This is a genomic window from Bremerella alba, from assembly GCF_013618625.1.
In the GTDB taxonomy this organism is placed as follows: Bacteria; Planctomycetota; Planctomycetia; order Pirellulales; family Pirellulaceae; genus Bremerella; species Bremerella alba.
The window spans coordinates 173,437-199,862 of record NZ_JABRWO010000006.1 but is presented as its reverse complement, the minus strand read 5'-3'; the positions used below and the strand labels follow the sequence as shown (position 1 = coordinate 199,862).

At 52.0% G+C, this 26,426-nt stretch carries 19 protein-coding genes, 1 pseudogene and 1 riboswitch; of the genes and pseudogenes, 9 read left to right on the top strand and 11 right to left on the bottom strand.

Going from position 1 to position 26,426, the window contains the following annotated elements; translation table 11 throughout:
- Positions 1–43: 43 nt before the first annotated feature.
- The gene (locus HOV93_RS11925) at positions 44–1,426 is read left to right on the top strand and encodes a Gfo/Idh/MocA family protein (protein WP_207396729.1); all 1,383 of its coding nucleotides are present in this window, start codon (positions 44–46) and stop codon (positions 1,424–1,426) included.
- 31 nt (positions 1,427–1,457) lie between these two features.
- Here HOV93_RS11925 and HOV93_RS11920 read toward each other — a convergent pair whose 3' ends face one another.
- Complete coding sequence (locus tag HOV93_RS11920) at positions 1,458–4,982, bottom strand: DUF7133 domain-containing protein (RefSeq protein WP_449243555.1); 3,525 nt, start codon at positions 4,980–4,982, stop codon at positions 1,458–1,460.
- Between the two features lie 201 nt (positions 4,983–5,183).
- A riboswitch (cobalamin riboswitch) is annotated at positions 5,184–5,371 on the top strand.
- 37 nt (positions 5,372–5,408) lie between these two features.
- Here HOV93_RS11920 and HOV93_RS11915 point away from each other — a divergent pair.
- Positions 5,409–7,463 (top strand): TonB-dependent receptor plug domain-containing protein, encoded by a 2,055-nt coding sequence (locus HOV93_RS11915; RefSeq protein ID WP_207396727.1) that lies wholly within the window; start codon positions 5,409–5,411, stop codon positions 7,461–7,463.
- Between the two features lie 63 nt (positions 7,464–7,526).
- On the opposite strand, the gene HOV93_RS11910 is transcribed toward HOV93_RS11915, so the two are convergent.
- From HOV93_RS11910 to HOV93_RS11885, 7 genes and pseudogenes are all read right to left on the bottom strand, one after another.
- Positions 7,527–7,853 carry a hypothetical protein gene (locus tag HOV93_RS11910; protein WP_207396726.1) on the bottom strand — a complete coding sequence of 109 codons (327 nt, stop codon included), beginning with the start codon at positions 7,851–7,853 and terminating at the stop codon, positions 7,527–7,529.
- Between the two features lie 6 nt (positions 7,854–7,859).
- On the bottom strand, positions 7,860–8,603 hold the full coding sequence (locus HOV93_RS11905) for a metallophosphoesterase (RefSeq protein WP_207396725.1): 744 nt from the start codon (positions 8,601–8,603) through the stop codon (positions 7,860–7,862).
- 95 nt (positions 8,604–8,698) lie between these two features.
- Positions 8,699–9,640 carry a hypothetical protein gene (locus HOV93_RS11900; protein WP_207396724.1) on the bottom strand — a complete coding sequence of 314 codons (942 nt, stop codon included), beginning with the start codon at positions 9,638–9,640 and terminating at the stop codon, positions 8,699–8,701.
- 67 nt (positions 9,641–9,707) lie between these two features.
- Positions 9,708–11,324: a hypothetical protein gene (locus tag HOV93_RS11895; protein WP_235990238.1), complete on the bottom strand. Its 1,617-nt coding sequence runs from the start codon at positions 11,322–11,324 to the stop codon at positions 9,708–9,710.
- Positions 11,325–11,420 (bottom strand): annotated as a pseudogene (locus HOV93_RS26595) (MJ0042-type zinc finger domain-containing protein); the annotation flags it as partial. It lies immediately after the preceding gene.
- Between the two features lie 125 nt (positions 11,421–11,545).
- Positions 11,546–12,190 carry a hypothetical protein gene (locus HOV93_RS11890; RefSeq protein ID WP_207396722.1) on the bottom strand — a complete coding sequence of 215 codons (645 nt, stop codon included), beginning with the start codon at positions 12,188–12,190 and terminating at the stop codon, positions 11,546–11,548.
- Between the two features lie 107 nt (positions 12,191–12,297).
- Positions 12,298–13,134: a ParA family protein gene (locus tag HOV93_RS11885; protein ID WP_207396721.1), complete on the bottom strand. Its 837-nt coding sequence runs from the start codon at positions 13,132–13,134 to the stop codon at positions 12,298–12,300.
- A 235-nt stretch (positions 13,135–13,369) separates the two neighbouring features.
- Between HOV93_RS11885 and nagB the strand changes: the two genes are divergently transcribed.
- Positions 13,370–14,161 carry a glucosamine-6-phosphate deaminase gene (gene nagB, locus HOV93_RS11880; RefSeq protein ID WP_207396720.1) on the top strand — a complete coding sequence of 264 codons (792 nt, stop codon included), beginning with the start codon at positions 13,370–13,372 and terminating at the stop codon, positions 14,159–14,161.
- Between the two features lie 12 nt (positions 14,162–14,173).
- Positions 14,174–15,178 carry a rhomboid family intramembrane serine protease gene (locus tag HOV93_RS11875; protein WP_207396719.1) on the top strand — a complete coding sequence of 335 codons (1,005 nt, stop codon included), beginning with the start codon at positions 14,174–14,176 and terminating at the stop codon, positions 15,176–15,178.
- A 13-nt stretch (positions 15,179–15,191) separates the two neighbouring features.
- Here the strand turns inward: HOV93_RS11875 and HOV93_RS11870 are convergent, their stop codons facing one another.
- Positions 15,192–15,692, bottom strand: coding sequence for a hypothetical protein (locus tag HOV93_RS11870; RefSeq protein ID WP_207396718.1), 501 nt, complete (start codon positions 15,690–15,692; stop codon positions 15,192–15,194).
- 115 nt (positions 15,693–15,807) lie between these two features.
- On the opposite strand from HOV93_RS11870, the gene HOV93_RS11865 reads away from it, so the two are divergent.
- The 3 genes from HOV93_RS11865 (at position 15,808) to dprA (ending at position 18,401) form a co-directional block, all read left to right on the top strand.
- Positions 15,808–16,038 carry a hypothetical protein gene (locus HOV93_RS11865; RefSeq protein WP_207396717.1) on the top strand — a complete coding sequence of 77 codons (231 nt, stop codon included), beginning with the start codon at positions 15,808–15,810 and terminating at the stop codon, positions 16,036–16,038.
- 29 nt (positions 16,039–16,067) lie between these two features.
- Positions 16,068–17,189: a 3-dehydroquinate synthase gene (gene aroB / locus HOV93_RS11860; RefSeq protein ID WP_207396716.1), complete on the top strand. Its 1,122-nt coding sequence runs from the start codon at positions 16,068–16,070 to the stop codon at positions 17,187–17,189.
- 81 nt (positions 17,190–17,270) lie between these two features.
- On the top strand, positions 17,271–18,401 hold the full coding sequence (dprA, locus tag HOV93_RS11855; RefSeq protein ID WP_207396715.1) for a DNA-processing protein DprA: 1,131 nt from the start codon (positions 17,271–17,273) through the stop codon (positions 18,399–18,401).
- A 10-nt stretch (positions 18,402–18,411) separates the two neighbouring features.
- Here the strand turns inward: dprA and HOV93_RS11850 are convergent, their stop codons facing one another.
- Positions 18,412–19,707 carry a DUF1501 domain-containing protein gene (locus HOV93_RS11850; protein WP_207396714.1) on the bottom strand — a complete coding sequence of 432 codons (1,296 nt, stop codon included), beginning with the start codon at positions 19,705–19,707 and terminating at the stop codon, positions 18,412–18,414.
- Between the two features lie 52 nt (positions 19,708–19,759).
- Complete coding sequence (locus tag HOV93_RS11845; protein ID WP_207396713.1) at positions 19,760–23,473, bottom strand: DUF1553 domain-containing protein; 3,714 nt, start codon at positions 23,471–23,473, stop codon at positions 19,760–19,762.
- An 854-nt stretch (positions 23,474–24,327) separates the two neighbouring features.
- Here HOV93_RS11845 and HOV93_RS11840 point away from each other — a divergent pair.
- Both HOV93_RS11840 and HOV93_RS11835 read left to right on the top strand, forming a co-directional pair.
- A complete protein-coding gene (locus HOV93_RS11840; protein ID WP_207396712.1) occupies positions 24,328–24,891 on the top strand; it encodes a helix-turn-helix domain-containing protein in 564 nt (187 codons plus the stop codon).
- A gap of 232 nt (positions 24,892–25,123) precedes the next feature.
- Positions 25,124–26,422, top strand: coding sequence for an alkaline phosphatase D family protein (locus HOV93_RS11835; RefSeq protein WP_207396711.1), 1,299 nt, complete (start codon positions 25,124–25,126; stop codon positions 26,420–26,422).
- Positions 26,423–26,426: the final 4 nt, after the last annotated feature.

The following is a 26,426-nucleotide window of genomic DNA, read 5'->3' as shown; positions in this document are numbered from 1 at the left end:
CTAGTCATCCCCTACACCTTATCCACTGAACACAGGACATATTATGAGCGAACGACTGCAAGCAAAGAACAATCGCCGCGACTTTATTAAAATGGCCGGGGCGGCTTCCGCCTTGAGCGCTTTCGCCGTGCCGCATGTTCATGCGGAAGAGAAAGAGATTGGCAAAATCCAAGTCGCTCTTGTCGGCTGTGGGGGTCGTGGAACTGGTGCCGCCGCTGACTCGCTGAATGTTCCCAACGGCTGCACCAAGCTAGTAGCTTTGGCCGATGTCTTCCAGCATCGCTTGGACGGCAGTTACAACGCGTTGAACCGCACCTTTCAAGAAAACAAGGATAAAGTCGAGGTTCCCAAGGAACGCCAGTTCGTTGGCTTTGAAGCCTACAAGCAAGCGATGGATGCATTGAACCCAGGCGATATCGTCATTCTCGCCACACCGCTTGCGTTCCGCTGGGTCCACTACCAGTACGCGATTGACAAGGGGCTGAATGTCTTCATGGAAAAGCCAGTCATTGCTGATGGCCCGAGCGCCAAAAGGATGATCGCTTTGGCGGAACTGGCCGACAAGAAGAACATCAAGTCCGCCGTGGGCTTGATGGTTCGCCATTGCCGCGGTCGTCAAGAACTGCACGATCGAATTCAAAATGGTGAAATTGGTGATATCGTCTGTATGCGAGCTTATCGTATGCACGGCCCAGTAGCCTCGGCTTTCAGTACACCGAAACCGGAAGACAAGCCTGAAGTCATGTACCAGATCGAACGCTTCCATAGCTTTCTATGGGCTAGTGGCGGTTGCTTCAGTGACTTCTACATCCACCAAATCGACGAAACTTCATGGATGAAGAATGCCTGGCCCGTTAAAGCTCAGGCACTCGGTGGACGTCATTACCGTGGTGACTTCATCGACCAAAACTTCGACTCGTATTCCGTCGAATATACCTACGCCGATGGCTCGAAGTTGTTCTTCAATGGCCGCACGATGCTAGGGTGCCGAAACGATATGTCAAGCGTCGTCCACGGCAGCAAAGGGTCTGCGATTGTGAGCACCTCGGGACATACACCGGGCAAGGTTCGCACGTTCAAGGGCCAGAATCAAAACCGACGTGAAGTGGCCTGGGCCTACCCACAGCCAGAACAAAACCCGTACCAGCTAGAATGGAATGACTTTGTCGACGCGATCGTCAATGATCAACCGTACAACGAAGTTCATCGTGGCGTTCAAGCGAGCTTGGTGACTAGCATGGGCCGCATGGCAGCTCATACGGGCCAAGAGGTCACCTATGAACAAATGCTCCACTCCGAGCAAGAGTTTGCCCCCAACGTCGATAAATTGACTGCGGATGGACCGGCCCCGGTGATGCCGAATGAAGATGGCAAATACCCAATTCCGAGGCCAGGTCAGAATCGCGACGTCGAATACGTGGTGTAGTCGCGATACTTTTTGACAACCCAAGAGAGTGTTACGGTAATGCGACTGTAGCACTCTCTTTTTTTTGCGCCTTAAGAAAATGAATCAGACTTAGTAACTCTGCCTGAGAAATCTGTTCCCCAAAGTTGCCAGGCATCAACGACAATGGTGACTCCTTGCGGAGTTCGATATCATTCTGAGAAACGCGAACCTCTTTCCCTTCGACATCGGACAAAACGAGGACTTCTCCTTCTTCCCGTAGCGGAAGCCCAGAGATTATCTGGCCATCGATGGTTTGGATGAGCGATGTTCTAAAGGCAGCGTCCACGTTGCGATTGGGTGCCAGCACATCTTCGACGATCCGCTCCAATGGTCGATTGCCAATTCCATCGAGTTGCGGACCAACTAGATTGCCTTTGCCGCCAATCTTGTGACACACGGCGCACCGCTTCTCAAACGACTTCGCCCCTGCCTCAAGTGACGGTTGGCTCGCTGAGTAGTCTGTCAGAACATTCTGAATTGCAGCTTGCTCTTGTACTAAAAGGGGTGGTAGGCCACCCGTTATATTTGCGATTCGCTCCTGTAAAGCGGCTGACAAAACGATGGCCTCTGTTTGGTGCTGCCACTTTGGATTTTGAAGTACATACGGAGAAGCCCTACCTTGCTCGATGGCATCCAATAAAGCATTCACTCCTTCCTTGCTATTCCCCAACGCTAACGCAATTACGGTTTGCTCTTCAGCCGCTAAGTTCTTCAATTGGGCGACAAGTGCGTTATAGACCTTCTTGCTTGGATGCGAACCGAGCAATCGAATCGTCCTTTGCCGAATCGATGGCGTGAGATCCGATTTCAGTAGCATGGCAACTAGCATATCGGCGAGCTTGTCAGAGCGTCCCAAATGATGCAATGCTTCGGCAATCGCAACTTGAGTTTCCACGTCTAGCTTTGGATTTGACATTAGCTTTACCAACTGAGATTCAGCCGATGTTAGTTGGAAGTCTTGTACTGCTCGCAGCAAAGCGATCTTCGAAGCGGCTTCATTCTGGAAAGGTAACGCAGGCACTTCCGGCGAAAAATCGTGCACAGCAATCCAAGCGTACGATTTGCTTGAATTTCCATCGACGACTTCTACATATCCACGCTTGCCCGCGTGTTTGTTTAGCGAAAGTTTGAAATGCTTGGCGACATCGTTTCGAGGAACCTTTTGTTGCGCAATCATCCTGTTTCCATCAGCCAGACACACGCGAACGAGATTTAATTCTGGGCTCTTCTTGCCAGGCAGACCATCTTGACCACATAGCCAAAAGTGAATCTCTTCAGGCAAAGGAAAGCTGCGACTTCGAAGGATTCCGGTTTGCTGCTCTCCGTGGACGATACTATCCACAAACGTCCGCGTGGCTCCAACGGATGTCACGCGATCGCGCGGCCCCCAGGGATTGATCGCCAATGAGCTTTCACCTGGCATTTGATGGACTGTCCAGGCCTCAGGACGCGTTAGTTCTGGGGAAAGAACTAGCCATAAGCGTTCAGCCCAAGCGCGTGCCAGCGGGTTTTGGAAGGGGAGACGACCTGCCTCTTGTTCGGCGAGACTGAACTGACTTAACACGGAAAGCTGTTTCCAAGGTGGAGATTGTTTGGATAGCTCTACGATTCTCTCAAGCATCTGCAAGTCGTTCTGCCTTGCCGCTTGCCGAGCCACTCGACGTAGCGCATCCCAATCGATCGACCTGCTATCGGCTCGCAGGATAAGCCATCGAGCAGCGTCTTCACTTTCAGAAAGTTTTGCGATGCTTGCGAGTTGCCTATCTTCCTCGTCACTCCACTGTTGGGAACTCAACATCGCGACGACTTCGCCCGAGCGAAAATGTTCTCGAAGAGACAGATGAATCGTATGGATGAGGTGAGTATCTTCCGGGAGTGCTTGTTTCCAAGCCCAAAGTATAGGTCGAACATTACCGTCGGCCGCGTGACGTCCCAACGCATCCACTGCGGCGCGCACGACGAATGCGTCTTGATCATTTAAGGCCTGCCGGACGATCATGAATTCGACGTCAGACCAAGCATCGCGTTCGGCAATTGCCTTGATCAAATGAATGCGAACAAGTCGATCAGAATGAACTGCCAAGCGTTGAAGATCCTTATTGCTCAGCCCATTGATTCGCTCGAGCGCCCAAAGAGCATGAGCCAATTGTCGCGGATTCGTGATATTCTGAATTGAATCAAACGCTTGAACTGCGGCCTCCGCATGGCGATCTACCAATAGATTCGTTGCCAACGTACGGACAAGCAAGTTCACATTGTCTAGTTGTTCAACCAAATCATTCGTGGATAGTTTCGTCAAATCGACAGGGGCAGTAATTGGCTTCGACGATGCATTATCTCCGGTGTAAATGATTCGCCAAACACGCCCATGCGTTCGATCACGATCTGGATGATCGAGCGGAGACTCGTAGTGTCCTATGATTGGGTTGTAGAAGTCGGCAATATAAAGCGCTCCGTCTGGTCCCAACTTTACGTCGACAGGTCGAAACCAAGTATCATCACATTTCACCATATCTGGCTGGGTATCGACCTGATAGGTAGAACCAAATTGCTCGAGCTTGTCGCGATGGATCACTTGGGACACGGGATTGCAAATAAAGAGGTTATCACGGAACGGTTTCGGAAAATGCTCGGCGGCGTAGTAGGCCGGACCACAGATACCGGTCGATCCGTGACTGTGGTTGATCATGGTCGGACCAAAACCAAGTGCATCCGGTTTGGCTCCAAAGTGAGGATACCTGGCACCACGTAACAATTGGTAAACCGGCATCGAGTGACAATCGGCGTCATACAGATTGCCCATTGGATCGAAAGTCAGACCAAACGGATTCACCTGGCCGTGGGTGAACACCTCAAACCGGCTTCCATCGGCCTGAAACCGATATGTGTTGCCCGACTCCATGCGGGTTACGTTACCTTGACCGTCAGCAATTTCAGATGTGTTTGAGAAGCCGTGGCAACCATAGATCCACCCGTCGATCCAAGGTGTAAACGAGTTGACCATGCCGTGCGTGTCGATGTTCCCAACGGAACCATACAGCTTGAACCGTTCGTCGGCGATGCCGTCTCCATCGGAATCGGTCAATTTATCGATGTTGGGAATACTGTAGACGATCGCCTTGTCACCTGAAGTAATAGGGGTCTGCCCAATGGGTATGTTCAACCCAGTGGCGAACTTCGTTACTTTCTTGGCACTCCCGTCTTCCTCGAAACCTTCAACTACGGTTACCCAATCGCGTGGGGCGTGCTGACTAATCCCAGCAAATCGATCTGGCCGCGGCTGTACACCTGGGGAGTCCGCCGGATAGGGGTATTCAATGCTGCTGCTAATCCACAATCTGCCGCGAGAATCGAAATTCAAATTCATGGGCTGCCCGATATCAGGCTCACTCACGACCAATTGAATCTCGAAACCGGGTGGAAGATGGAAAAGCTTTTGTTGTTGCTGAGGAGTATTGAGAGGCTCGATCGCTAGCAAGCAAGTGCATGGAACAAGAGCAAGCCACGCAAAAGAGACCACAAGGTTGGTATTCATAAGGCAGGCAAAGGAAGAAGAGGTGAGCAAAAATGAGCTGTTACCTGAGTATATCTTCGCCACTGAGACTATTCCAACCATGTCGATAAACCATGGCATGTATGACTTTTCCGACTCGGTAAGCAGTCGCAGTCAGTTCGGATTAGAAAGAGACTTCAGCCCGCAAAGTCGATCCAATCAATACGACGTATGCATCGCACGCCCGCTAGCGATGCATGCGGCACTACTGTGTCTAAGGAACGAGGAAGTGGAGTGTAAGTCTCCCACCGCCCCGCGACTGTAACGAGGACGAGCGTCACATACCACTGAAGCGACCACCAAGCCGCTTTGGGAAGGGTGACGTAAGGATGAATCGAAGTCAGGATATTCGCCCAAATAGACGTCGTTAATTTCAAACACTTCCACGAGGGATGGAAAGGTCAGCGCGTGAAATGGATTAATGGCTGGAGCCCGCCAAGTTTGGGCTCGCTTTGTATATTGGGAATGGCATGCTGGGGAACATCGGCGTCAGCTCAGCAATTGGTGCCGACCCAAGTAATTCCAGTACAGCAGACGGCACTTCAAGAAGAGGTCGACAACACGAACTCTACGGACGCCGCACCTAGCGCTGCAGAGGTTCCTGATACGGAAGCACCGCTTTTACCTCCGGTCGTTGTTCAAAGCGAACCTAACAGCGGCGAAACTCAACGAGATTACGACGCGACGTTTTCTAATGCGACCGTTGTTACTCCGACGGCTACCGGTACCGAAGAAAGAAAATTTGGTGGAACCGTTCAGGTGATCGCTCGAGATCAGATTGAGAAGTCTGATGCGTTTACCGTAGGCGAGATTTTAGCTCGGCAGCCAGGTGTCGACGTTGTGAACTCAGGCGGCCCAGGGGGAGTTCGGTCCATCTTCTTGCGAGGAGCCAACTCGCAGCATACCAAAGTGCTGGTTGACGGATCGCCGGTCAATGACCCTAGCAGTCCCAGCCGAGGTTTCGATGCCGCAAATTTGACGCTCGACAATGTAGAACGCATTGAAATTCTGCAGGGCCCTCAAAGTCTATTATATGGGTCTGAAGCAATCGGTGGTGTCGTGAATATTATTACGCGCCGCGGAGAAGGGCCATTGTCGGGAGCTGTATCTGCTCAAGGTGGTGCGTATGGAACGCATCGAGAAGGGGGCTACGTGCAAGGCAGCCAAGGAGCGTTCGACTATTCGTTTTCCGGGTCGTGGTTGGATACCCAATCCTTTTCCGCCGCAACGAGCGGAGTTGAAAACGATCCATTCGAAGTGGGTGCTCTTTCAGGTGCATTCGGAGTCCAACTGACAGACAATACCGAGTTCGTCTATCGACTACGTTACACAGATGCCCGAGCACGGATTGACGATGCGTCGTTCTCAATAGGTGTTCCTCCTACCGATGATCTTACGCGTCTAAACCTTACCCAAAACTTTATTCAGCGATACGAGATCAACAACACTCTTCTTGATGGCAATATCGAGCAGCAGTTTGCCTATGACTACGTCGAGTACCAACGTGAAGATCGAGACGACGTCTTTCCGGGCAATGCTGACGGGGCGACACGGCAGTTTACCTACCTGGGAACAGCGATTTTATGGCCTGACCATGAGTTTTCGATCGGCGTACAGCATTGGGACGAGTCGGCAACGACGGAGTTTCTGCCTTCGGCACCCTCTTCGGCCAGTCAATACCAATCAGGTATCTTCTTCCAAGATCAGATTTCCTTTTGGGATCGATTACATCTGACCGCTGGCGTACGTTGGGATGACCACAGTGCGGCCGGTGCACATCAAACGTACCGCACAACTGCGGCCTACGAGATCCATGAAACGAACACTCGCCTACGAGCGAGTCTGGGTACCGGCTACCGTGCCCCTGCGTTGTCGGAAAACCTCTTTCCGTTTGGAAATGCAAACTTGCGTCCCGAAAGTAGCCGTGGCTGGGAATACGGTATCGATCAATCGCTTTGGAATGACGATGTCGTCTTGGGGGCAACCTACTTTCGCAACGACTATCGAGACTTAATCCTCTTCGATCCGATGACCTTTACGCTGTTAAACATCGGCCAGGCTCGCTCGCATGGCGTGGAATTGACCGCTGACTGGTACATCAATCCAGCATGGACCGTTTGGGGATCTTATACCCACACCGATACCTGGGATGCCGAGACGGGACTTCCTTTGGTTCGTCGCCCCAAAGACAAAGGAACCTTTGGTATCACGCGATACTTTGGCTGCGGTTGCGGGTCAATCACATTGGCAGCTCGGATGGTAGGAAACAGACTAGATGCCAGAAATGGATCCGTCGTTTTGGCCAACTACAATGTTGTCGACGTGTACGGCGACTACCAGATTCGGCCTAACATGCGTTGGTTCTACAAAATTGATAACCTCTTCAACGAGCAATACGAAGAGGTCACCGGTTACTCGACTTCCGATGCGGCTATCTATAGCGGCGTCGAGTGGACGTTTTAACCGCACACCCCAAAAGCTCTCACGCAAAAGGCCCTTGATGATCCTCTCATCGAGGGCCTTTTTTCATGCGATGATCCGGCAGCCGATCAGGTTTTGTCGCAGTCGTTTGATCGCCTTGGATGATAGTTTAGTGTCCGATAACGTCATTATCTTCAGACCGTGGTGCCGCAAAATCGATTCGACGGCAGCGTCCGTAAGCTGAGCCTTCTCGCAGTTTAATACTTCCAGAGATTGCAAGCTTTCTAACTCACGGATTGATTCATCGTCGGGCTTCCAGTCACAACTTGAGAAGTCCAAGGTGTGAACCTGACCACTCTTACGCAAGCGAATGCGAGCTCCTTGCATTTTCAGGAATTCGATGAGAGCGATCGGGTCAGGTTCTTTCGGCATTTGTTTTCACGCCAGAGGTGAGTTGTCTGCCGCAGGATGGTGATGGCCGTCAAGTTTCATCGGCAGCATGTTGAATTTCAAACCCGAAATTGACGCTCCGCCATTATGGAAGTGAATCCCGCGAAAAGCATAATCACTCATCGGGACGTGGGTGTGGCCGAAATATACATTCTTCACGGATCCACCCATGTCCACTTTCTCGTTGGTGAGATAATCCCAGATTCGGCCAGCTACGATCCTACGAGGATTAGCTAGTTTGCCAACAACTGCGTGCAGGCGAGAACGAATCGCCATTTCATAAATCTGATGGCGGTATTCAGGCTGCTTAAACTGATGCTTCCGGTTTCGCTGTGCAGCCAACTCCAGGTTGGTACGTTGCTTTAAATGCACTGCATCTCCGTGAAGCATCACAGCGGAACCGATCCGAAGAAAGTAGGGATCCCAGTGAAAGTTCACGTTTGCCTCGGCAACGTCACCAAGCCGCTTAACAAATTCAGCATGACAGTCGTGATTCCCTAACAAATAGTGAAATTGGCAATCACGGTTAGATTCGACCAAATCGGTCAACCACTGCATCGCGGCATCAATCGTTGCTTCAACCGAAGGCAACGTCGTCCACGAAAAATCAACGATGTCACCGCCAAGTACGAAAACTCGCGCCTCAGCGGCACGCGACAAAATCTCGTCCGCATGTTCATGGTAGATTGAACGCCGAGAGAACATGTGAAGATCGGAAAGAAACCAATCCATACTTTCCTTCCTCAAAAGCACGATGGACAACATCATAAAATACGTTGTCCAATTGTAGCACGTCGCCCAGCAAGGAAACGTCCGCCGTCGGTGATTTAGTGCGTTAAGTATCGGTTACCAGAAATCTCGATGGATGAAAAGAAGTAAAGAACTTCCGGCGAACGGAGCATCTCGCGTTTGCCTGACCACATGGCAGTAATGGTTGTTCCTTCCACGAAGAACTTATGTACGACCGCGACATTTTTGGAATAGCGGCTATCCTTACTAACAAGGATATAGCGGTGCACAGCAGTCGAGTCGTTTCTATAGGTTACCTCAGAGCTGATCTTCATGAGGTTACCGGCAGGCACACCTAGGAAAATTTCGGCTCGCTCTAGCTTCGCAAAATAATCATTCCATTCAGTGTGCGACTCTTTACGCAATTCGATCCTCATCGTGCCAAATTGCTGGTCACGAATTGACAGTGACCTAATCTTGTCTTCATTTTTCGTATCAATTTCTGGATCGCCTGGCATACGGACTGAATAGCCCCACTGGGTATCGCTATACGGACGCCAACTTCCGTCTAGCTCCGTCGTGTCGACACTTCGCGGATCGGCTAGTTGCAACGGAACGGCCGTATTGTCATAAGCATATTGAAACGCGACCACCGTTCCCACGATTAATACGATAGCAGCCAAACTGCCGCAGGAGATCAGGAAGATTAGTTGTTGCTGCCGCTTTCGATGCTTGGCTACGACCACGTGGGCAGCATACGTTGCGTCGACATCCTCGTGCGTATCAAAAAAGCCTTCGGAAGTATTCGGGACCGCTGGAGTCTGGGACGAGAACCCGTCAACATTTGGGGCATGCGAATGGCCACTTCCCAGTTTTCCACCGGTCGCGGAAGAGGACTTGGAGGATGCTGTAGGAGCACCACCGGACGACTCAACACGAAATGCCTCTCCGCAGTTAGGACAGCGGATGGCCTTGCCGACCAGGTGGCCTTTTACTTTGAAGGCCGAATCACAATTCGTGCACCTAGCAATCGCCGTCACACCAAAACTGCCAATCTTCGGTAAGGTTGTTGTTGAAGGACAGACGACTTTAGTGGCCCCGTAGAGACTAACCTGCCCCAGGGTAGGGGCTTCCTTTCACGCTGATCGATTGAAAGAACTTGTTCACTTCCGAAGAGGAGTGGCGGCCCGACCAGATGAACATGAACATTCGTTGTTGCGTAAAAAGGAGGACCACCCGACTCTTACCGGGCTGGCTCCGTAGGATATCTGCTGAAAAGTGATACTCGAAAAGTGGATAATTGTCGAGTGTCATTTGATCGGTCTTGGAGAGGTACTTGCTCGCTCCCATAAGGTTTTGCATGCCGAACACTTCGAGCTGTTCCTTGGACGGCATTTGATTCCCTTTCGGCGAATTTCCGGGGATCGAAGAGCTGAACATCATGACATAAGATTCATCACCGCGAATGATGCGATACCCCTCGACTTTCGTGCCTAGCCATGGTCTCTCGATACTAGGAAGGGGATCGAAGTTTGATGGAAACTTAACAGTCACAAGCCCTGCGGGCCCTCGGGCTTCGACTGGAAATTGACTGGTCTGTTGCGTGACGTAATCAAATTTATTCGCCCCAGCACCATCTGAGCCAAGGGTATTGCTGATCGTACTCACCGCGTAAACCAACAAAATCAATAGACCAACCCCGCAGACAATACCTACACCGCCCATGACGAGTGTTGAATTGACTGGCAGTGAGAATCCGCCAGACTCTTTCGTCTGGCCAAAACCCTCTTGTTCGGCCAAGACCTCTGCGACTTGCTCGACGTATTTCGAGCCTTCTACGGCTTCTAAATCGTCGATCGAGGCACCGCGTCCTAGAAGTTGCTTGGCCGCCGCCATAGCCATCTCGAGCACAGCCGGATCTTGGGTGTAGATATCGTCGTGCTGACCAGGCAGGGCAGGGCGGTAAAAACCTCCTTCGTTGTCCGAGGTCACTACATCCTCAGTAAACGCTCCCTTAATGACCTTTTCTTTCGCCGAGCGGTGAAAACCGGTTTCCCCTTGCTTTGGCTTTGCAGCTTTGGAGGTATTTTCCGTAACATCAGCGATCAGCTCATCTTCGTTGATATCCATACTGCTGGAAGACGACGAGGCGGGCTTGCTCGTCACATCCTCTTGAAGGCCCAATTCTCCATCTTCTGATTCGACAATCGGAGCATTTTCACCCGGCTGGGTCACTTCGATGCGAATTTCTTTTTCGTCAGGAGAAATCAGCGGAGAGTATTCAAGTGGTGAGGGAGCAGGCGATTGCGTTTGCACACTTGACCCCGATTGCTCCTTTAAGAAATCTTTGGGTGGATTACACGGAGCTCCCCAGGGAACCTCTAACGCAGGAATATGCCGATCACCGGGCAATATTACCGCTGAGAGCGTTCGGCGGCTGCGAAGAATAGGACTTTCTTTCCCAGCGGGGATCTGGTGAAGCTGCTTTTTAGCCGTCGAGTCTACTGCGGGAGAACTGCCCGATTCCGGTTCGCCAGACCACTTGGGACGATCTGCGGATTTAGCTTTAGGGGCCTGCCTTCCGGCGACAGGCTTGTCGCCCAGAATCTTCGACCCCGACTGATTCTGGGGAATCACCTTGGATTTCGAAAGATTCGCCGCCGATCCGTGCTTTGCTCTCTCTTCACTGGAAGGTGCCGTGTCGGTCAGTTTGACATCAAACACCTTTTTACACTTAGGGCAACGCACGGATTTGCCATTAAGCTCGGCTTTGGCTTTAAACTTAGTTTGACAATGAGTGCACTGTGCGTATGAGGTCATCCTGAGCCCAGAATTGCAACAATTGGTGGTCGAGTCAGTGTTCAATCACGTAGTTTGATACCCCCTCATTCTCACTGGGGGGGCAGCAAAATTCAACCGCGCAACAGGTGTTCTGTTAGGCTCAATCAGCCTTTTTGTGGAATCACCACCCGAACAACCACTTCGCGTTTCGATTTTCCGAGCGAAAAGGGCATCGTCAGGTAGGTTTCGGCATAAGATCGCCGAAAACGAAGCATGTAGTCGTCACTAGGAATAAATTCGACGGGTATGCTAAAACTTCCATCTGGTCGCGTTAGATAGGCGTTCAGACACTGCGTGGGCCCCAAAAGATCAACCGGCAGATTGGCCACCGGTCGATCATTTTCGTCCACAGCTATCCCCCGTATCACGCCATGATCTTCTTCCAAGTGATCTGCCGCGACCATCTTAGAGATGAGCTGCTTCAGATCCTCGGGCTGAGAAGTTCGGATTACAACCCGATCGTTGTCGAAATCGGCTTGTAATCCACCGGAAAGGGACACGGCATCCTCCGCTCGGGAAAAAAGCCACCGAACGTCGCGATAATTGGCCCGATACTCGGCCGTAGGCAAGATTTCATCGTCGGCCAGTACAGGAGACACCAAGAGCGCCTTGGCCTCGACGGAGGTGGGATCAAGAAAATAAGTAGTTAGACGACCACGATAACGCCACTGGGTAGTGATGACGATCGCAATCGAAACCACAACAAACAGCCCTAAAAGGCTCTTCAGACTAAAGCGAAACCCAAGCATTCGCTAGATATCCCCTCCCGGATCGAAAAATGGACGACACTTTCTGTCCATTTAATCAATACCGTCGCATGGGAGAAGAATCAACGTCTAAGTACCAATTTACGATTCTAAGCTGCCGCCGATTCAACCATCTTCTCATCGGATGATTTACTCGCCAATCCCAGCCCCAACACTTCCCGTGCGAGGTTGGTATAGTCTTCAGCACCGTTGGAATTGGGGTCATAATCAAATATCGACTGCCCAAAACTGGGAGCTTCTGCCAAGCGGATATTACGACGGATACGAGTCTGAAAAACTTCAGCGCCCGCCCAGGTTTTTCCTTCTGCCGTTCCCTTGCTGAAGAACTCGTGAACGTCGCCGGCCACTTCTCCGGCCAGTCGCGTTCCAGACTCAAACAGGCAAAGTACCACCCCGGTGAGCTTCAATTCGGGATTGATTCGCTTAGAAACGATATCCACCGTACGGAGCAATTTGCTCAACCCGTGCAAAGCAAGGAAGTGAGGCTGTAGCGGTAGAAATACTTCGTCAACACAAGCCAGTGCATTGAGAGTCAGAACGCCCAGGCTAGGAGGGCAATCAATGATCAAGTAATCGTATTGCTGGCCGTGAACTTCCATCGCATCACGCAAGATCATCTCGCGACCGACTTCTCCGGCAAGTTCCATCTCAGCGGCGGCTAAATCGAGGTGAGCCGGGATACACCAAATGTTTTCGCCTGCCTGATGACGCACTTCTTCAAGCGATGCTTCGCCCATGAGGACTTGGTAAATCGATTCAGTCCCCGACGCGACGCCAATCCCTAAATGAAGCGAGGCATGGGCCTGAGGATCGAGGTCCAGGACGCAGACTTTATACCCTTTGCGGGCAATGGCGGAAGCGAGGTTGACTGCGGTGGTCGTTTTTCCAACGCCCCCTTTTTGATTCAAAATAGCAATCGACCGCATGACAACCTCCTTGTTGTAAAGCGAAACTTTCCGACAATTCTGGCGCGTGCAGCGGTGCCAGCATTGCGAAGGATTGTAATCAGGACTGCCAATTGAATTCCAGACCGGTTTTCCCTGAATTCCCGCGCACGTTTATATGGTCGTTGCCTTTTCCGCTAAGTGCCGGTGGTCTATGATCGAGGGCTTGATAGCATTAAGTTCTCAAGCCCTAACATGAAGATAGAGGAAACGCCAAGTGCGTGTCATTATCGAACCTTCGGCTGAACACGGAAGTCAACGTGCCGCCGCGATTGTCGCCCAGCTTATTCGCAAGAAACCTCGTGCTATCCTGGGTTTAGCGACCGGCGGAACCCCCCTGAAGCTCTATCAAGAGCTCATCCGTATGCACCAGAGCGAAGGGCTTGATTTTTCGCGGATTACCTCTTTTAACTTGGATGAATATGTAGGCCTGCCACCTACCCACCCGCAAAGCTATCGCCACTTCATGACGGAAAACCTCTTTCGTCACATCAATATCGACATCCGCAATACTCACGTCCCCGACGGGCGGGCCCTCGATTATGAGACCTATGGATCTCAATACGAAACCATGATCGACGAAGCCGGTGGCATAGATTTCCAGATCTTGGGAATTGGTCGGGACGGACATATCGCTTTCAACGAGCCTGGTTCATCGCTTGGAAGTCGTACTCGCCTGAAGACGCTGGCCCCAGAAACGATTCGCGATAATGCGAGATTTTTTGGGACCGCCGAAGATGTGCCTCGCTTGGCCATCACGATGGGGGTGGGTACCATTCTGGAATCGAAGAAGTGTATACTTCTCGCATTCGGCAAGGAAAAGGCCGAAGCAATCGCCGCGACGGTCGAAGGGCCCGTAACGGCACAAGTCACCGGAAGCGCATTGCAGTTCCATCGGGACGTGGTCGTCATTCTCGACGAAGAATCGGCCTCGCAATTGCAGCGGCGTTCCTACTACGATGAAGTAGAGGAAGCGCACCGGCGGCTTCAATCCGGAGAAGTCAAATAACCACAGGTTGTCATGCGCCAAATTGGTAATCTCACTTCCGAAAACCATGCTACCCGCTTTGTCGACTATTTGTTGACGCAAGGCATCCACTCCAAAGCCGATGCAAACTCGCAGGGCGAATGGTCCGTCTGGATCCATGAAGAAAACCAGGTTGATCAAGCACGTACCGAACTAGAGGCGTTTCGCTCTAACCCCGATGATCGTCGGTATCGTACCGCTGGAGAGGAAGCTTCCGGCATACGCAAGATGGAGCAGCTTCGCGAAAAGGAACGTCGCAAGAACGTTCACGAGGTGAAGCATCGTTCTGTTGCCGCTGGCGCCGGGCTTTCCGGAGCCCCCGTCACCAAAGGCATCATGATCATCTGCATCGTGATCGCACTTGCTGGCATGTTTGCCTCCAACTACTCAGCCAAAGACCCCGGCTTGGGTGACCAAATTTATGGGGCTCTCAGCTTTCTTTCCCCTAGTGACTTACAAGCATATGGAATTTCGCCTGAACCCAACTCACTTCGCACGATCGAACGAGGGCAAGTCTGGCGATTGATCACCCCGGCATTTCTCCACGCCCGCAATGGAAGCATGGCTATTTTGCATGTTGGCTTCAACATGTACATGCTTTTCATGTTGGGTCCCATCTTGGAACGAAGGATGGGTAGCGTTCAATTCCTGCTATTGAATCTCGGGTTGGCACTGGCCGGTAATCTAGCCCAAGGCGTCATCCCCATGTACATCGACCTGTATGGCGGCAACTTGGTTCAATACGAACGTTTCTACGGCGGGGTAAATTTCCTAGGCTACTCCGGCGTGGTGTATGGGCTATTCGGATACCTATGGATGCGTTCCAACAATGATCCAACCTTCGGAATCATGATCAACCAGTCGTCTATTATCATTTTAATGATGTGGTTTTTCCTCTGCTGGTTCGGCATGATGGGCGGTGTCGCTAACTTGGCACACACCGGAGGGCTGGTGGCCGGGATGCTTATGGGATTCATCCAATCGATGTCCCGGCGATAGAACGCCGATTGCCTTATCGAGATGCTGTCGAAGTCACATCCTCGAAGAATGTGGTGAGACCGCTGGCCGTCGGTTCTGGTTTAGCGACGAGCACTTTGGGGTGATCGGACAGCCCAAGCAACCCCTTATTGAGATCGAACAGAACAATCGTTGCATCAGTCTTTTCTGGCCATGAAAAGATTACTTCATGCGTCCAATTTGGCTGAGCAGATTCTTCGGTAGTGACTTCTGTGAAACTGGCGTCTTCGATCAATGCCTGGCGAAAATGAACTAATCCGCGTCCCATGGAAATATCGAAGGTTTTGCCGCTAGTCTTCAACTGTACGGCCGGGGCGTAGCGAATATTTTCGCCATTGGCTGCTCCCCAATAGGCAATCGACGCATACCCTTTCGACCAATGATGCCAGACAGTAACGCCTGCCAGAATCGCTGCGATCAGTACCATTGAAGTGACGACCAGCTTGCCTGAGCCAATGCCGAGACGAGAAGTCGAATTCATACGCGAAGGTGCCAACGAGATCTCCTATCGGGAATGTTCGGCGAAGCTCACCTGATTTATACTCGATACGCACAGGATCGTCGTGGCGGCGAACCCAAGTTGCGTGCCTTGACTCTCAAAGGATAGTCAGTTGCCGGACAAATTCGACCCCTACCGCGAATCGTTAATTGTCGAGGAAAAAACCATCTGGTCTGAAGAGCTCGCCGATTTTCCTGTGGAAGAACGCGAGAAGATAGCTCGGTGCCTTCATGCGGATGCCGCCTCGTGCAATCATTTGGAGTACGTTCGCCTGCATACAGGCTTTTGTCGTCAGATTACCGTTACACAGGAAGACGTGGCGCGGCTGGAAGCGAAACCCTAATCAAGCCCAGAATATCCCCGAAGATCTAAATGACACCGACAAACCCTAGTGCTTTCGCATCGCAGACAGTTCACGTTCCTTTGTCAGAGCGTTCTTATGACATTTCCATAGGAACGGGGAATCTGCCAGAAGTGGGCCGTTGGATCACTTCGCTGCGGAGCGTAACCCATGCGGTGCTGATCAGCGACGCAAACGTAGCCAAACACTTTCTTGATCCTGTGAATGAAAGTCTAGAAGCGGAAAATATTCGCGTTACCAAACTAGTCGTTCCTGCGGGCGAACCGAGCAAATCGGTGGCAACTTCCCAAGACCTATGGGAAAAAGCCATAGCCAATCGTGTCGATCGTAAGTCGATTGTGGTGGCCCTGGGGGGAGGCGTGATCGGTGACCTGGCCGGCTTCATTGCCGCAACCATGACCCGCGGACTCGATTTCTTTCAGATTCCGACCACACTACTTGCTCAGGTCGACAGTAGTGTGGGTGGGAAAGTTGGTATCAATCTACCGGCTGCGAAAAATATCGTGGGTTGTTTCTGGCAACCCCAAGGCGTGCTGATCGATACAGCCGTACTGGAGACGCTTCCACGACGCGAGTACCTATCTGGTCTGGCGGAAGTTGTGAAGTACGGAGTGATTTTGGATCCGGAATTTTTCGAGTTTCTCGAAGCGAATGTTCAACCGATTCTTAATCGCAATTCGACCGTGCTCCAGAAGATTGTCGCGCGAAGCTGTGAATTGAAAGCCCAAGTTGTCGCCGAAGATGAACGCGAAACGACTGGACTGCGTGCGATACTTAACTACGGCCACACCTACTGCCATGCGTTGGAAACGGTGTCCGGCTACGGTGAATACCTCCACGGCGAGGCCGTTGCGGTAGGGATGCTGTGCGCATCTCGACTGGGTGAGAAACTTGGCGTGTTCAACTCGGAGGCGACCCAGCGGCAACACAATCTTCTGACCGCACTTGAGTTGCCGGTCGATGTGCCGAAGTTAAATGAAGAAGCCATCTTATCTGTCATGCAGCGCGACAAGAAAGTGGAACACGGCAAGCTAAGATTCATCGTTCCGCACTGTTTTGGAAAAGTCGTGCTCACGTCAGACGTTCCGTCTGCGGTCGCCATGGAAGCCTGGACAGACGGATACGCGAGTTAGTGACGCGATAATCTTCTCGACACCCAGCCAGCACCCCCTATAATGGCGGACTCAAATCCAGTCTCCAAGGTGCCTGCTCGAATGAGTTCCGTCGACGATAATACGCTGCAAGATCCTGAGTTTATAGCCGCTTTACGCCTAGCACTCAGTTCCGGAATTGGTCCTGCAAAAGTTCAGGCACTTCAATCTTATTTCGGGTCGCTTTCTGCTGCGATGGCAGCAACTTCTAGCCAGCTTCAGGCAGTGTCTGGCATTGGTCCTAAAGTTGCTAAAACAATTGTTTCCGCCAGTCAGTTCGATGTGCAGAGCGAACTGGAGCATTGCAGAGACTTCGGCATACAAATTTTGACTCGATCCTCCGATAGCTTCCCAGAGCTTCTTTGTGAAATCGCTGATCCGCCCACTTTGCTGTTTGTCAAAGGTGAGATTCTCCCCTGTGACGAACTGGCCGTGGCCATAGTGGGAACTCGACATGCCACCCACTATGGCAAAAAGCAGGCCGAGCGTTTCGGTTATGAATTGGCAAAAGCCGGCTTCACCATTGTCAGCGGGCTGGCCCGTGGAATCGATGCTGCGGCTCATCGCGGGGCGATCAAGGCCAAAGGACGAACGATTGCTTTTCTAGGAGGGGGTGTCTCGAAAATTTATCCGCCGGAACACGTGGACCTTGCCGAAGAAGTTACCGGCAGCGGAGCAATCGTCAGCGAAGCGGCACCTTTGGTAAGCCCCATCGCCGGAGCATTTCCACAGCGTAATCGCTTGATTACCGGGATGAGTTTAGGAGTCGTCATTATTGAAGCCGCAACGCGAAGTGGAGCATTAATTTCAGCTCGCATGGCAATGGAACAGAATCGCGAGGTCTTCGCATTGCCTGGACAAATTGACAACCCCGTCGCGCGAGGAGTGAATAGCCTGATCCGTGATGGCGCTACGCTTGTTCAGTCGGTCGACGACGTAATTGAGCAACTCGGTCCACTTCAGAAACCGCTACAAATTTCGCAAGCCCAGACCGTTATTCAGCCGGCAGAGCTAAAACTGAACGATCAGGAACAGCAGGTTCTTCAGCACATCGATCTGGCACCGATGTCTTTGGATGCACTCGTGGCGCGATCTAAGTTGCCGGTGCACCGCGTGTTGTCCACGCTTAGCATCTTAGAAATGAAACGACTTATTGTGCGGACTAACGGCACGACCGTGCAGCGAATTGCTTAAACGTGAATCGCTAAGCAAACAAGGCCTTGATGGGTTGGCCGCCATCGGTGATTGGAACAGGGCGATCGCCATTGTAAAGCGACTTCCCATAATCGATGCCCATTGCCGCGTGAATAGTCGCGAAGAAGTCCGGGACTGAAACAGGATCGCTGACAATCTTCTTTGAAAGTTCGTCAGTCTGACCATAGGCACCAGAGTGATTCAGTCCACCGCCAGCCAACACGCACGTAAATGCCGACCCTTGGTGTCCCCGTCCCCCACCACTGTCAAATTCCGGCGGTCGACCGAACTCTGTTGTGATCACAATCAGCGTCTTATCAAGTATCTTCCGTTGTTCAAGATCGAGAATTAACGCCGCTACCGCCCTGTCGAGTTCCTGAATCAACTTGTGCTGCTCAAGAATGCCGCCGTTGTGGACGTCCCAACCGGCGCCATTCAAAAAGTTGAGGTTGTGCGAGACCTCGATGAATCGAACTCCTCGTTCGACCAGACGCCGAGCCAACAAGCACCGCTGACCGAACTCTCCACCGTATCCTTCTCGTAGGTCAGACGCCTCTTGGTTGAGGTCAAAACTGCTTATGAATTCGGGACCACTAAGCTTTCTACTTAGGTCAATGGTTGCCTCGTAATCCTTCAAGACGGTCTCCCTTGTGTCTGGCTGGAGGTCGCGAAGCTTCGACAGGAAACTATCGCGACGCTGCTGACGATCGTGATCCACGCCCAAAGGAGGAGAGAGACCTGCCGGGCCGCGCCCGGTGTCTGTCAGATAGAGATAACTGTGCTGAGCACCCAAGAAGCCAGGCCCGCGTGTCGCATTTGGATATCCGATCAGAACGTAAGCCGGCACACCATCCGATGCGGCACCACGCTCGTGGGAGATAATCGAGCCAAGCGATGGGTAGACTACGGTTCCACTGACCGGCCGACCTACATGCATCCAGTTGGATGCTGCGGCGTGCTCGTCGATGACCGCATGATTTACCGTACGAACAGCGGTCACGCGATCCATGATGGGGGCCATCTTCGAAAGATGCTCGCAAACCTGAACATCATCGACACATGTCGGGATGGCATCGTAATAAGCACCCGGTTTCCGAGATTTTGGATCCCCTTTGGCCTTCGGGTCGAACGTATCGATCTGCCCCATGCCGCCGCCAAGCCATATGGAGATGACGTGTTCGGCTTGGCCACTAACTGGGTTTGCATGAGGCATGGCACCAGCAACGGAGGTAGCCATGGCTGTGGCTGCCGAAGCAGCAAGGAATTGTCGTCGATTGACGCCTGAGTTTTTGTAAATATTGCTCATTTGAATCCGCTTATTATTAGTGGTTTGAATCGCTTGCGAAAACTAAAAGCTGCTAGGGCATCCAAACAAATTCTCGCAAATTGACAACACTCCACACCATGTCTTCATAGACTTCACGCCACTGCGGCTGAAGTCGTGGGTCGCTAGGAGGTCCCACTCTCGCCCGGCGAGCATGTTCCTGCTGGATCGTATTCGCTTCCGACCGCAAATGGTTGGACCAAGTTACTTGAGGAAGTCGCTCAAGGGGTTCCGGATGCTTGATCTGACTTTTGGGAACAAGCCGCTGATCGAAGCCCTGTCGAAGTGCCTCTACAAACAACTCACGTTCCTGGTCACTTGGCAATCGGCTTAGAAACCGCAAGAATACCGAATCGACCAACTGCCCCGGAGACTTCGCATTGACCGCCAAGTCAGCTAGAGGGCTGTCGTGGGAAGCCCTGGTAAGCCAAACGGTCATTGTGCCGTTAGCGATGACTGCCGGTTGAAGAATATTCGGTTCGTCTTCGCGATCGGTGCGTGGAATCTGACGTTCGGCCGACCAGCCAAACGCGACCATTACGTCATCAACGACTGAAACTCGGGGAAGCGTCAGACTTGGCCGGTCACGCTCGTTAGAGATGCTCGCCAGCATCCAGGCTCGCTCAACGCGTCCGAGGTTGTTTCGGTTGCTTGCCGGTCGTCTCCCGTCCGGGTCGAGCGTAAGGGTTTCGACATCTATTTCCTTGCCGGCCGCTGCATGAAACGAGTCAACGATCTGTTCGGCTGTCATCCGGCGACGCTGAGGTGCATTGAACAAGCGTCGCGTGGGATCGGCGGCCTGCTGGTTTCCGGTTGCCTTGCGTTGGTAAAGATTCGAGTTCATGATTAATCGCGTAGTATGCTTGACGCTATATCCATGTGCGACGAAGTCACGGGCCAACCACTTTAGCAGTTCCGGATGGCTAGGCTTGGTTCCTTCCCAGTCGTGCGGTGGCTCTACAATTCCAGCACCAATAAGTCGCCTCCAAATACGATTCACGGAAACCTCGGCAAAGCGTTCATTCTCTGGAGCGGTAACCAACGCTGTTAAGCGCTCGCGGCTATCCTTTTCGTTTTCGAGATAGGTAGCCAAAGCTTCATTGTCTTGAATGCCAGTGACCTCCGAGAACGGCCACTGTGGTTTGACCGCCTGGCCGGGTTTAAGGGTCACTTGAATTAGCGGTTCACGATCCTGGCTCTCGAAGAATGCGACCGGCACAGAGCTTGATTTAGGAACGGAAAGCGGCTTTCTGGCAAACATTGCCGCAAGTGCATATAGATCTTCTTGCGTTGTGCTGTGATACGGAGAGTCATGACAACGGGCACACTGCAGTTCAATTCCCAGGAATGCGTTAGCGACGACATGACCTTTCGCAGCGTAGGGCGAATCATTCTGCGCCGCTTTGGCAAACCCAGCGCTACCACCGTCTTCGGAACTGCCTCGCATCATCATCAATTCGGTGACCATACGGTCAAGCGATTTATCATCGCGCAAGGCATCGTGCAGGAACCAACGAAAAGGGCCGCTGGCATTGAGCGTTGCGTTGATCAGTGTTGGATTCTCGGCCAATACGTCTTGCCAATAGCTTACCCAATGATCGGCCCATCGCGGATCGGCAAGTAGGCGATCGATCAACTTGGCGCGTTTGTTCGGTGAGTCCTCTTCTAGAAAGAGACGAACCTCTTCCTCTGTAGGTATGATTCCCACCGTATCAAGATAAGCCCGGCGAATGAATTTAGCATCGCTGACAATTGGCGAGAACTCCGTTTCCTCAGGAGAAAGTGGTAACTCGGGCCATTTTGCCCCAGCGTTGATCCACGCTTCCAGGGTCTTGATCTGTTCCGGACTGAGCGGTTGGCCTGTTGGGGGCATCCGCATATCGGCATCTTTGTGCTGAATTCGAGCCATCAATTCACTAGAAGTCGCATCGCCAGGCACAATTGCAGGCCCCGAGTTACCACCAAAGACCGCCATCTCGAGTGAATTTAACTGAAGACCGCCGGAATCCTTTTCGCTATGACAACGGAAGCATTCGCTTCGTAAAATTGGAAGAACTTCCGAATGAAAATGCTTCGCTTCTTCCGGTGATGTTCCCTTAGATGCTGACTTGGCATCTTGAATACGATCCGCGACGAATGCGTCGATGGGACTTATCGCTTCCGAGTGCTCAGGAAGATTTGGCCCCGGGTTATTTTGGACCCACTGCTGGGCCAATTGATGGCGTTTTCCCCAAAACCGATCGCGTGAGATGGCAGCCTCGCGGCGAGAATGGTCGTCGTGCGATGACAGTGAAGTCTCGATGCGTGTGAGAGCCCCTTCGAACGCTTCATCCGTCAACGGGAGTGGAGCGTCTGGGCCTTCGGCCGGACCTAGCACGTGGTATAGTTTACCTTCAGGGGAAAGGATCGCGACAGTAAATTCGCCAGGCTCAGCACGAAACTTCTTTCCACCTGCCATCGTCTCGACAACAACACGGTGCATCCCTTTCTTACTAACCAGAAATGTGCCTGTCTGCTCGTGAAGACGATGCTGCTTGATCCGATGACCTGGCAGCGGCGGATCGGCAACCGGAGTGATCGGCTCCTCACCGCTTGGCGATCCTTGCAAGGCGCCAGTCTTTGCGACAAGCTTACCGTCTACCCATAGTCGGCTTAAACCGCGTGCACGGAGCAGTAAGGTTTGTTCTCCTTCGGGCAATGAAACATCGGCGGCCATTCTCACAAGCACTGGTGCCTTCCAACTATCTCGAATTCCCCAACTGTCAAACCGTTGAGGAAGCCTTGGCGTGAGGAACTCGGATGTTTCCCAGCGGGTAATTTCTGCAGGATAATCCTCATCGAAATCGAGCCAGCGCGTGTGGGACGGCATTCCTTCGTGAAAGGTGACCGTCACACGATCCGCAGGTAGCTTCCCGAGTTTCGGCATCGATTCAGGTGGCGGCTCAGGCTTCGGAGCTTCGCCCACCCGACTAAATCGTGCCTTGAGCGTGTTAGCATCTAGTGCAATACGATGAACGGCCACGGCATCGAGATACCCACGGAACGAACTCGAGGCGTTTCCTCTCATGGAAGACCCGATCCAAACGCTGTCGTCGTCAACCACAGGAGCCACCGTCGTAGGTCCGCCCATATCCCAAACGCCGGGGAGTTGCTTACCGTCAATCCAACCTTCGATGCTCTCGGGTTTGCCAAACTCATAGGTGACGGCAACGTGATGCCAACCTGTTCGCGGGATAAAACCATCGCTTGTTGTCCATCGATGCCAAGGTGATCCCGATCCTTTACTGGGTGTCGCGAATAGGAAACTAAGGCATGCTTTTCCTTTAACACCTCTGAGTCGAAGAGCCCAGTTCTGATTGTCAGGAGCGAAGCCAGGATTCCCGGTACGACCTTTGCCCACGATGTATAGGTTTTCACCCTCTTTCAGATCGCGAGCATTTACCCAAGCCTCGATAGTTATTGGATCGCCATTGGTAAAGTCAAAAGGACTGAGATGGCCCGGATCGTCATATGAAAAATAAGCACCCCGACCATCAAACTTGACTGCGGTATTCGTTGCATCAAAATCGGGATACGCAGGAGGACGTGGGCCAGGGACATCTCGATGGACGCCCCCATGCGCAATTAGCGGCGTTTCTTCTTCTGTGCCAAAGTCCCACATCACGGCGGGCTCGGATGCCTGAACCGTTACGCCAAGGCAAGCCATCGCCAAGCTTAGAGAAAGTAGGTGGCAGTGAAGAGATCTCATCAGCAGTACCTATTGAGAAGGGGCCGGTTCGCGAGGATACGAAGGGATTTGGCGAATCAACAATCTATGGGCAGGAATTAAGACTTCGCTCGGAAGTGATAGGAGGGAACCTTAAATATCCATAGATTTTTTGCTTTCGTCAAGGTTTCTTGCCTATGCTAGATCGACTCGTCCTATTAAAAAATACTGAAGAGAGCCCACCCAGCTTCATGCATTGCTCATTAATATTTGGCTACTCCAAGCGAAATCCCCTCAATTGCAAGTTTGCTCTGATGGGGATTGGCAGCGTTATCTTCAGTATTTTTACTACGCCAGCGTAGGCGAAAGCCCCAGATTCGCTACAGCCGCTAAGTTTTTTGCTTTTGGTCGCCGGTACTCTCGGATATGCCGAGTTGGCTGCCCAGGAAACGGCTTGGTCATTACGCCACAAATTGCCGCTTTTAATAAAAACGTCGCGCGTTGCACGCAGGTCTCAATTGCAGCCCTTGGCTAGCAGATTATCTCACGGGGAGAACTCCGCTAAGATTCGGCCAGAGGGCGAACGTTATTTTGGCGGCAAAGAAAACGAGTCGCCTTACATGACGAGCACTAGAAAATCGTCGCGGCCAATGGTCTCGATTCACTAAGTAAGTGGCAATTGCTCAAACTCAAAAACGATCCTTCCGAAAAGAATGGTCTCTCGTAGAGTCCCGATCAGCGCCAACAGTTCTCCGATCTAATAAAGAGCTGGAATGCACTCAGCTCTGAGCTGGCCAAGTCCCAGTTTTAGGCAGCGCAGAGGGGAGAACAGAAAGCTGGAAACTCATCGCAGTAAGTATTGTTGTGCCGATCTAAAGGTAGAATATAATACCGCGATGAACCTAGTTGAACTTGCAGAACGAATCCGCTCACTTCGCATCGACCAACGGTTAACGTTGGAGGAAGTAGCATCGCGCACTGGATTAACACGCAGCTGGCTGTCGAAAGTCGAGAACTTTCGTGTCACTCCGTCGTTGCCGGCATTAGCTGAGATTGCCAAGGCGTTGGGTGTTCCTACTTCCAAACTAGTCGAAGGACTCGATGAAAAGCCATCGTTAACGATGGTTCGAAAAAACGAGCGGAAGGTTGTCGAACGAGATCAATCGGACGCAAACACTTCGGTCTACGAATCGCTGGCTCATCGTCGCAAATCCCGCTCGATGGACCCATTCTTGATCACGATCCCCCCAGGGGTTGCCCGGGAAGAGGCTTTGCCCCATCTGGGCGAGGAATTCTTGCTGGTCCAAACGGGGAACGTCGACTTTGAATACGACGGTGATGTCTTCAAGCTACAGTCCGGTGACAGTCTCTACTTCGATGCCAGTGTGCCGCATCGCCTTGTGAACGCTTACAAAAAAACCGCTGTCGTGCTTTGTATCTTCCAGTCGCCGCAAGCCTAATTCTTTCGCTCGGTGAAACTCTTTGCACTTGAGTCGTATTTGAATGCGCTACTTGAATTCATTTGACTGTCTATTCTGAGTGAATCTTAACAGCGACTTCACATCACATTTGTTGACTGCCAGGCAACTCCCAGTAAGAATAGCTCTCGTACGGCACATTTATTGCCCCGAGGGTCACACTCTTGCGATAGCCATTAAATGCGGCTGTCCACCTAGGGAAACGAAGCAAACAATGGCTCATAACTTAAATCGACGCTCGATGCTTGCAGTTTCGGCCGCATCTCTCTTAGCGACATCTGCGGAAGGGAAAAACCCGGCGATTCTGAAAGCCACTGGTCCGATGGTGGGACATGTATCGCATCTTGATGCCAAGGTTTGGTTTCGGCCCAGTGAACCGGGCACGTACACGCTTCACATCCTGAAGGAAGATGGCACCGAAGATCGTGTTATCCACGCCGAGTCCAAGGTCGATAACGACTATTGTTTGACATGGCTTGTCACCGGTATGCAACCGGGACTTAAATATCGATATAAGGTTTCAGGCCCAAACGGGCAGATGATTTCAGGGGAAGATTACTACTTCGAGACGGCTCCCGATCCAGCTGAAGAGAATAGCGTCTGCTTGGCTTTTGGCTCGTGTGCGGCTACTAAGCCCTCCCAGTTGTGGTCGCAGATGGAGCAGCGAGACGTTCAGGGCTTAGTCCTTTTAGGCGATACCCCGTATATCGACTCAACCGATTTAAGTGTCGCCCGACAGCACCATCGGGCGTTTCTTCAGGTCCCACAATTGGCATCCCTCATTAGCCATACGCCTACCTGGGGAACTTGGGACGATCACGATTTCGGACGCAACGATTCTGATGGACGACTTAAAGGAAAAGAGAATACACGACAAGCGTTCATCGAGTATCGAGCGAATCACGATTACGGTCACAAGCAGTCCGGCATCTACACGAAGTTCCAGTATGGTCCGCTTGAGGTCTTCCTGCTTGATACACGATGGTTTGCCCAGACAGAAAAGTCGCCTGTCGATCCTAGTCAGCCGACACTCTTGGGCAAGCAGCAGTGGCAGTGGCTTAAAGAGGAACTGTTGGCTTCCACTGCTCCTTTCAAGCTAATCGCTTGCGGCATGATCTGGGATGACAAAGAGAACACCGAATCGGACGACTGGGGATCTTACACGCATGAACGGAATGCTCTTTTCGAGTTCATTGGTGATAACAACATCTCTGGCGTGGTGTTGATCGGTGGCGATATCCACTGCTCTCGTCACTTAAAGTATGACACAGAGAAAACGGTAGGATATCCGATTCATCAGTTTATCGTTTCGCCGATTCACGATCGCACGATTCCCAAGCTCAACGTGCCTCACCCCAACCTGGTCCGAGGTGAAGCAGTTCCTCACGTCTGGCTGCGTCTGGAAGCCGACAACACACAATCGCCGGCCTTACTACATGCAGAATGGCTACAAATGGAAGGACGTCCCATGTGGGATGTTACCCTCACGACCGACCAATTGTCACACAGTTAACTTG

What these genes read in the sequence shown, in the direction of transcription:
- HOV93_RS11835 (WP_207396711.1), top strand. Translation starts at nt 25,124, where the DNA reads ATGGCTCATAACTTAAATCGACGCTCGATGCTTGCAGTTTCGGCCGCA.
- HOV93_RS11850 (WP_207396714.1), bottom strand. Translation starts at nt 19,707, where the DNA reads ATGAGCAATATTTACAAAAACTCAGGCGTCAATCGACGACAATTCCTT.
- HOV93_RS11910 (WP_207396726.1), bottom strand. Translation starts at nt 7,853, where the DNA reads ATGCCGAAAGAACCTGACCCGATCGCTCTCATCGAATTCCTGAAAATG.
- HOV93_RS11890 (WP_207396722.1), bottom strand. Translation starts at nt 12,190, where the DNA reads ATGCTTGGGTTTCGCTTTAGTCTGAAGAGCCTTTTAGGGCTGTTTGTT.
- dprA (WP_207396715.1), top strand. Translation starts at nt 17,271, where the DNA reads ATGAGTTCCGTCGACGATAATACGCTGCAAGATCCTGAGTTTATAGCC.
- HOV93_RS11905 (WP_207396725.1), bottom strand. Translation starts at nt 8,603, where the DNA reads ATGGATTGGTTTCTTTCCGATCTTCACATGTTCTCTCGGCGTTCAATC.
- HOV93_RS11920 (WP_449243555.1), bottom strand. Translation starts at nt 4,982, where the DNA reads ATGAATACCAACCTTGTGGTCTCTTTTGCGTGGCTTGCTCTTGTTCCA.
- HOV93_RS11925 (WP_207396729.1), top strand. Translation starts at nt 44, where the DNA reads ATGAGCGAACGACTGCAAGCAAAGAACAATCGCCGCGACTTTATTAAA.
- HOV93_RS11875 (WP_207396719.1), top strand. Translation starts at nt 14,174, where the DNA reads ATGCGCCAAATTGGTAATCTCACTTCCGAAAACCATGCTACCCGCTTT.
- HOV93_RS11885 (WP_207396721.1), bottom strand. Translation starts at nt 13,134, where the DNA reads ATGCGGTCGATTGCTATTTTGAATCAAAAAGGGGGCGTTGGAAAAACG.
- HOV93_RS11845 (WP_207396713.1), bottom strand. Translation starts at nt 23,473, where the DNA reads ATGAGATCTCTTCACTGCCACCTACTTTCTCTAAGCTTGGCGATGGCT.
- aroB (WP_207396716.1), top strand. Translation starts at nt 16,068, where the DNA reads ATGACACCGACAAACCCTAGTGCTTTCGCATCGCAGACAGTTCACGTT.
- HOV93_RS11840 (WP_207396712.1), top strand. Translation starts at nt 24,328, where the DNA reads ATGAACCTAGTTGAACTTGCAGAACGAATCCGCTCACTTCGCATCGAC.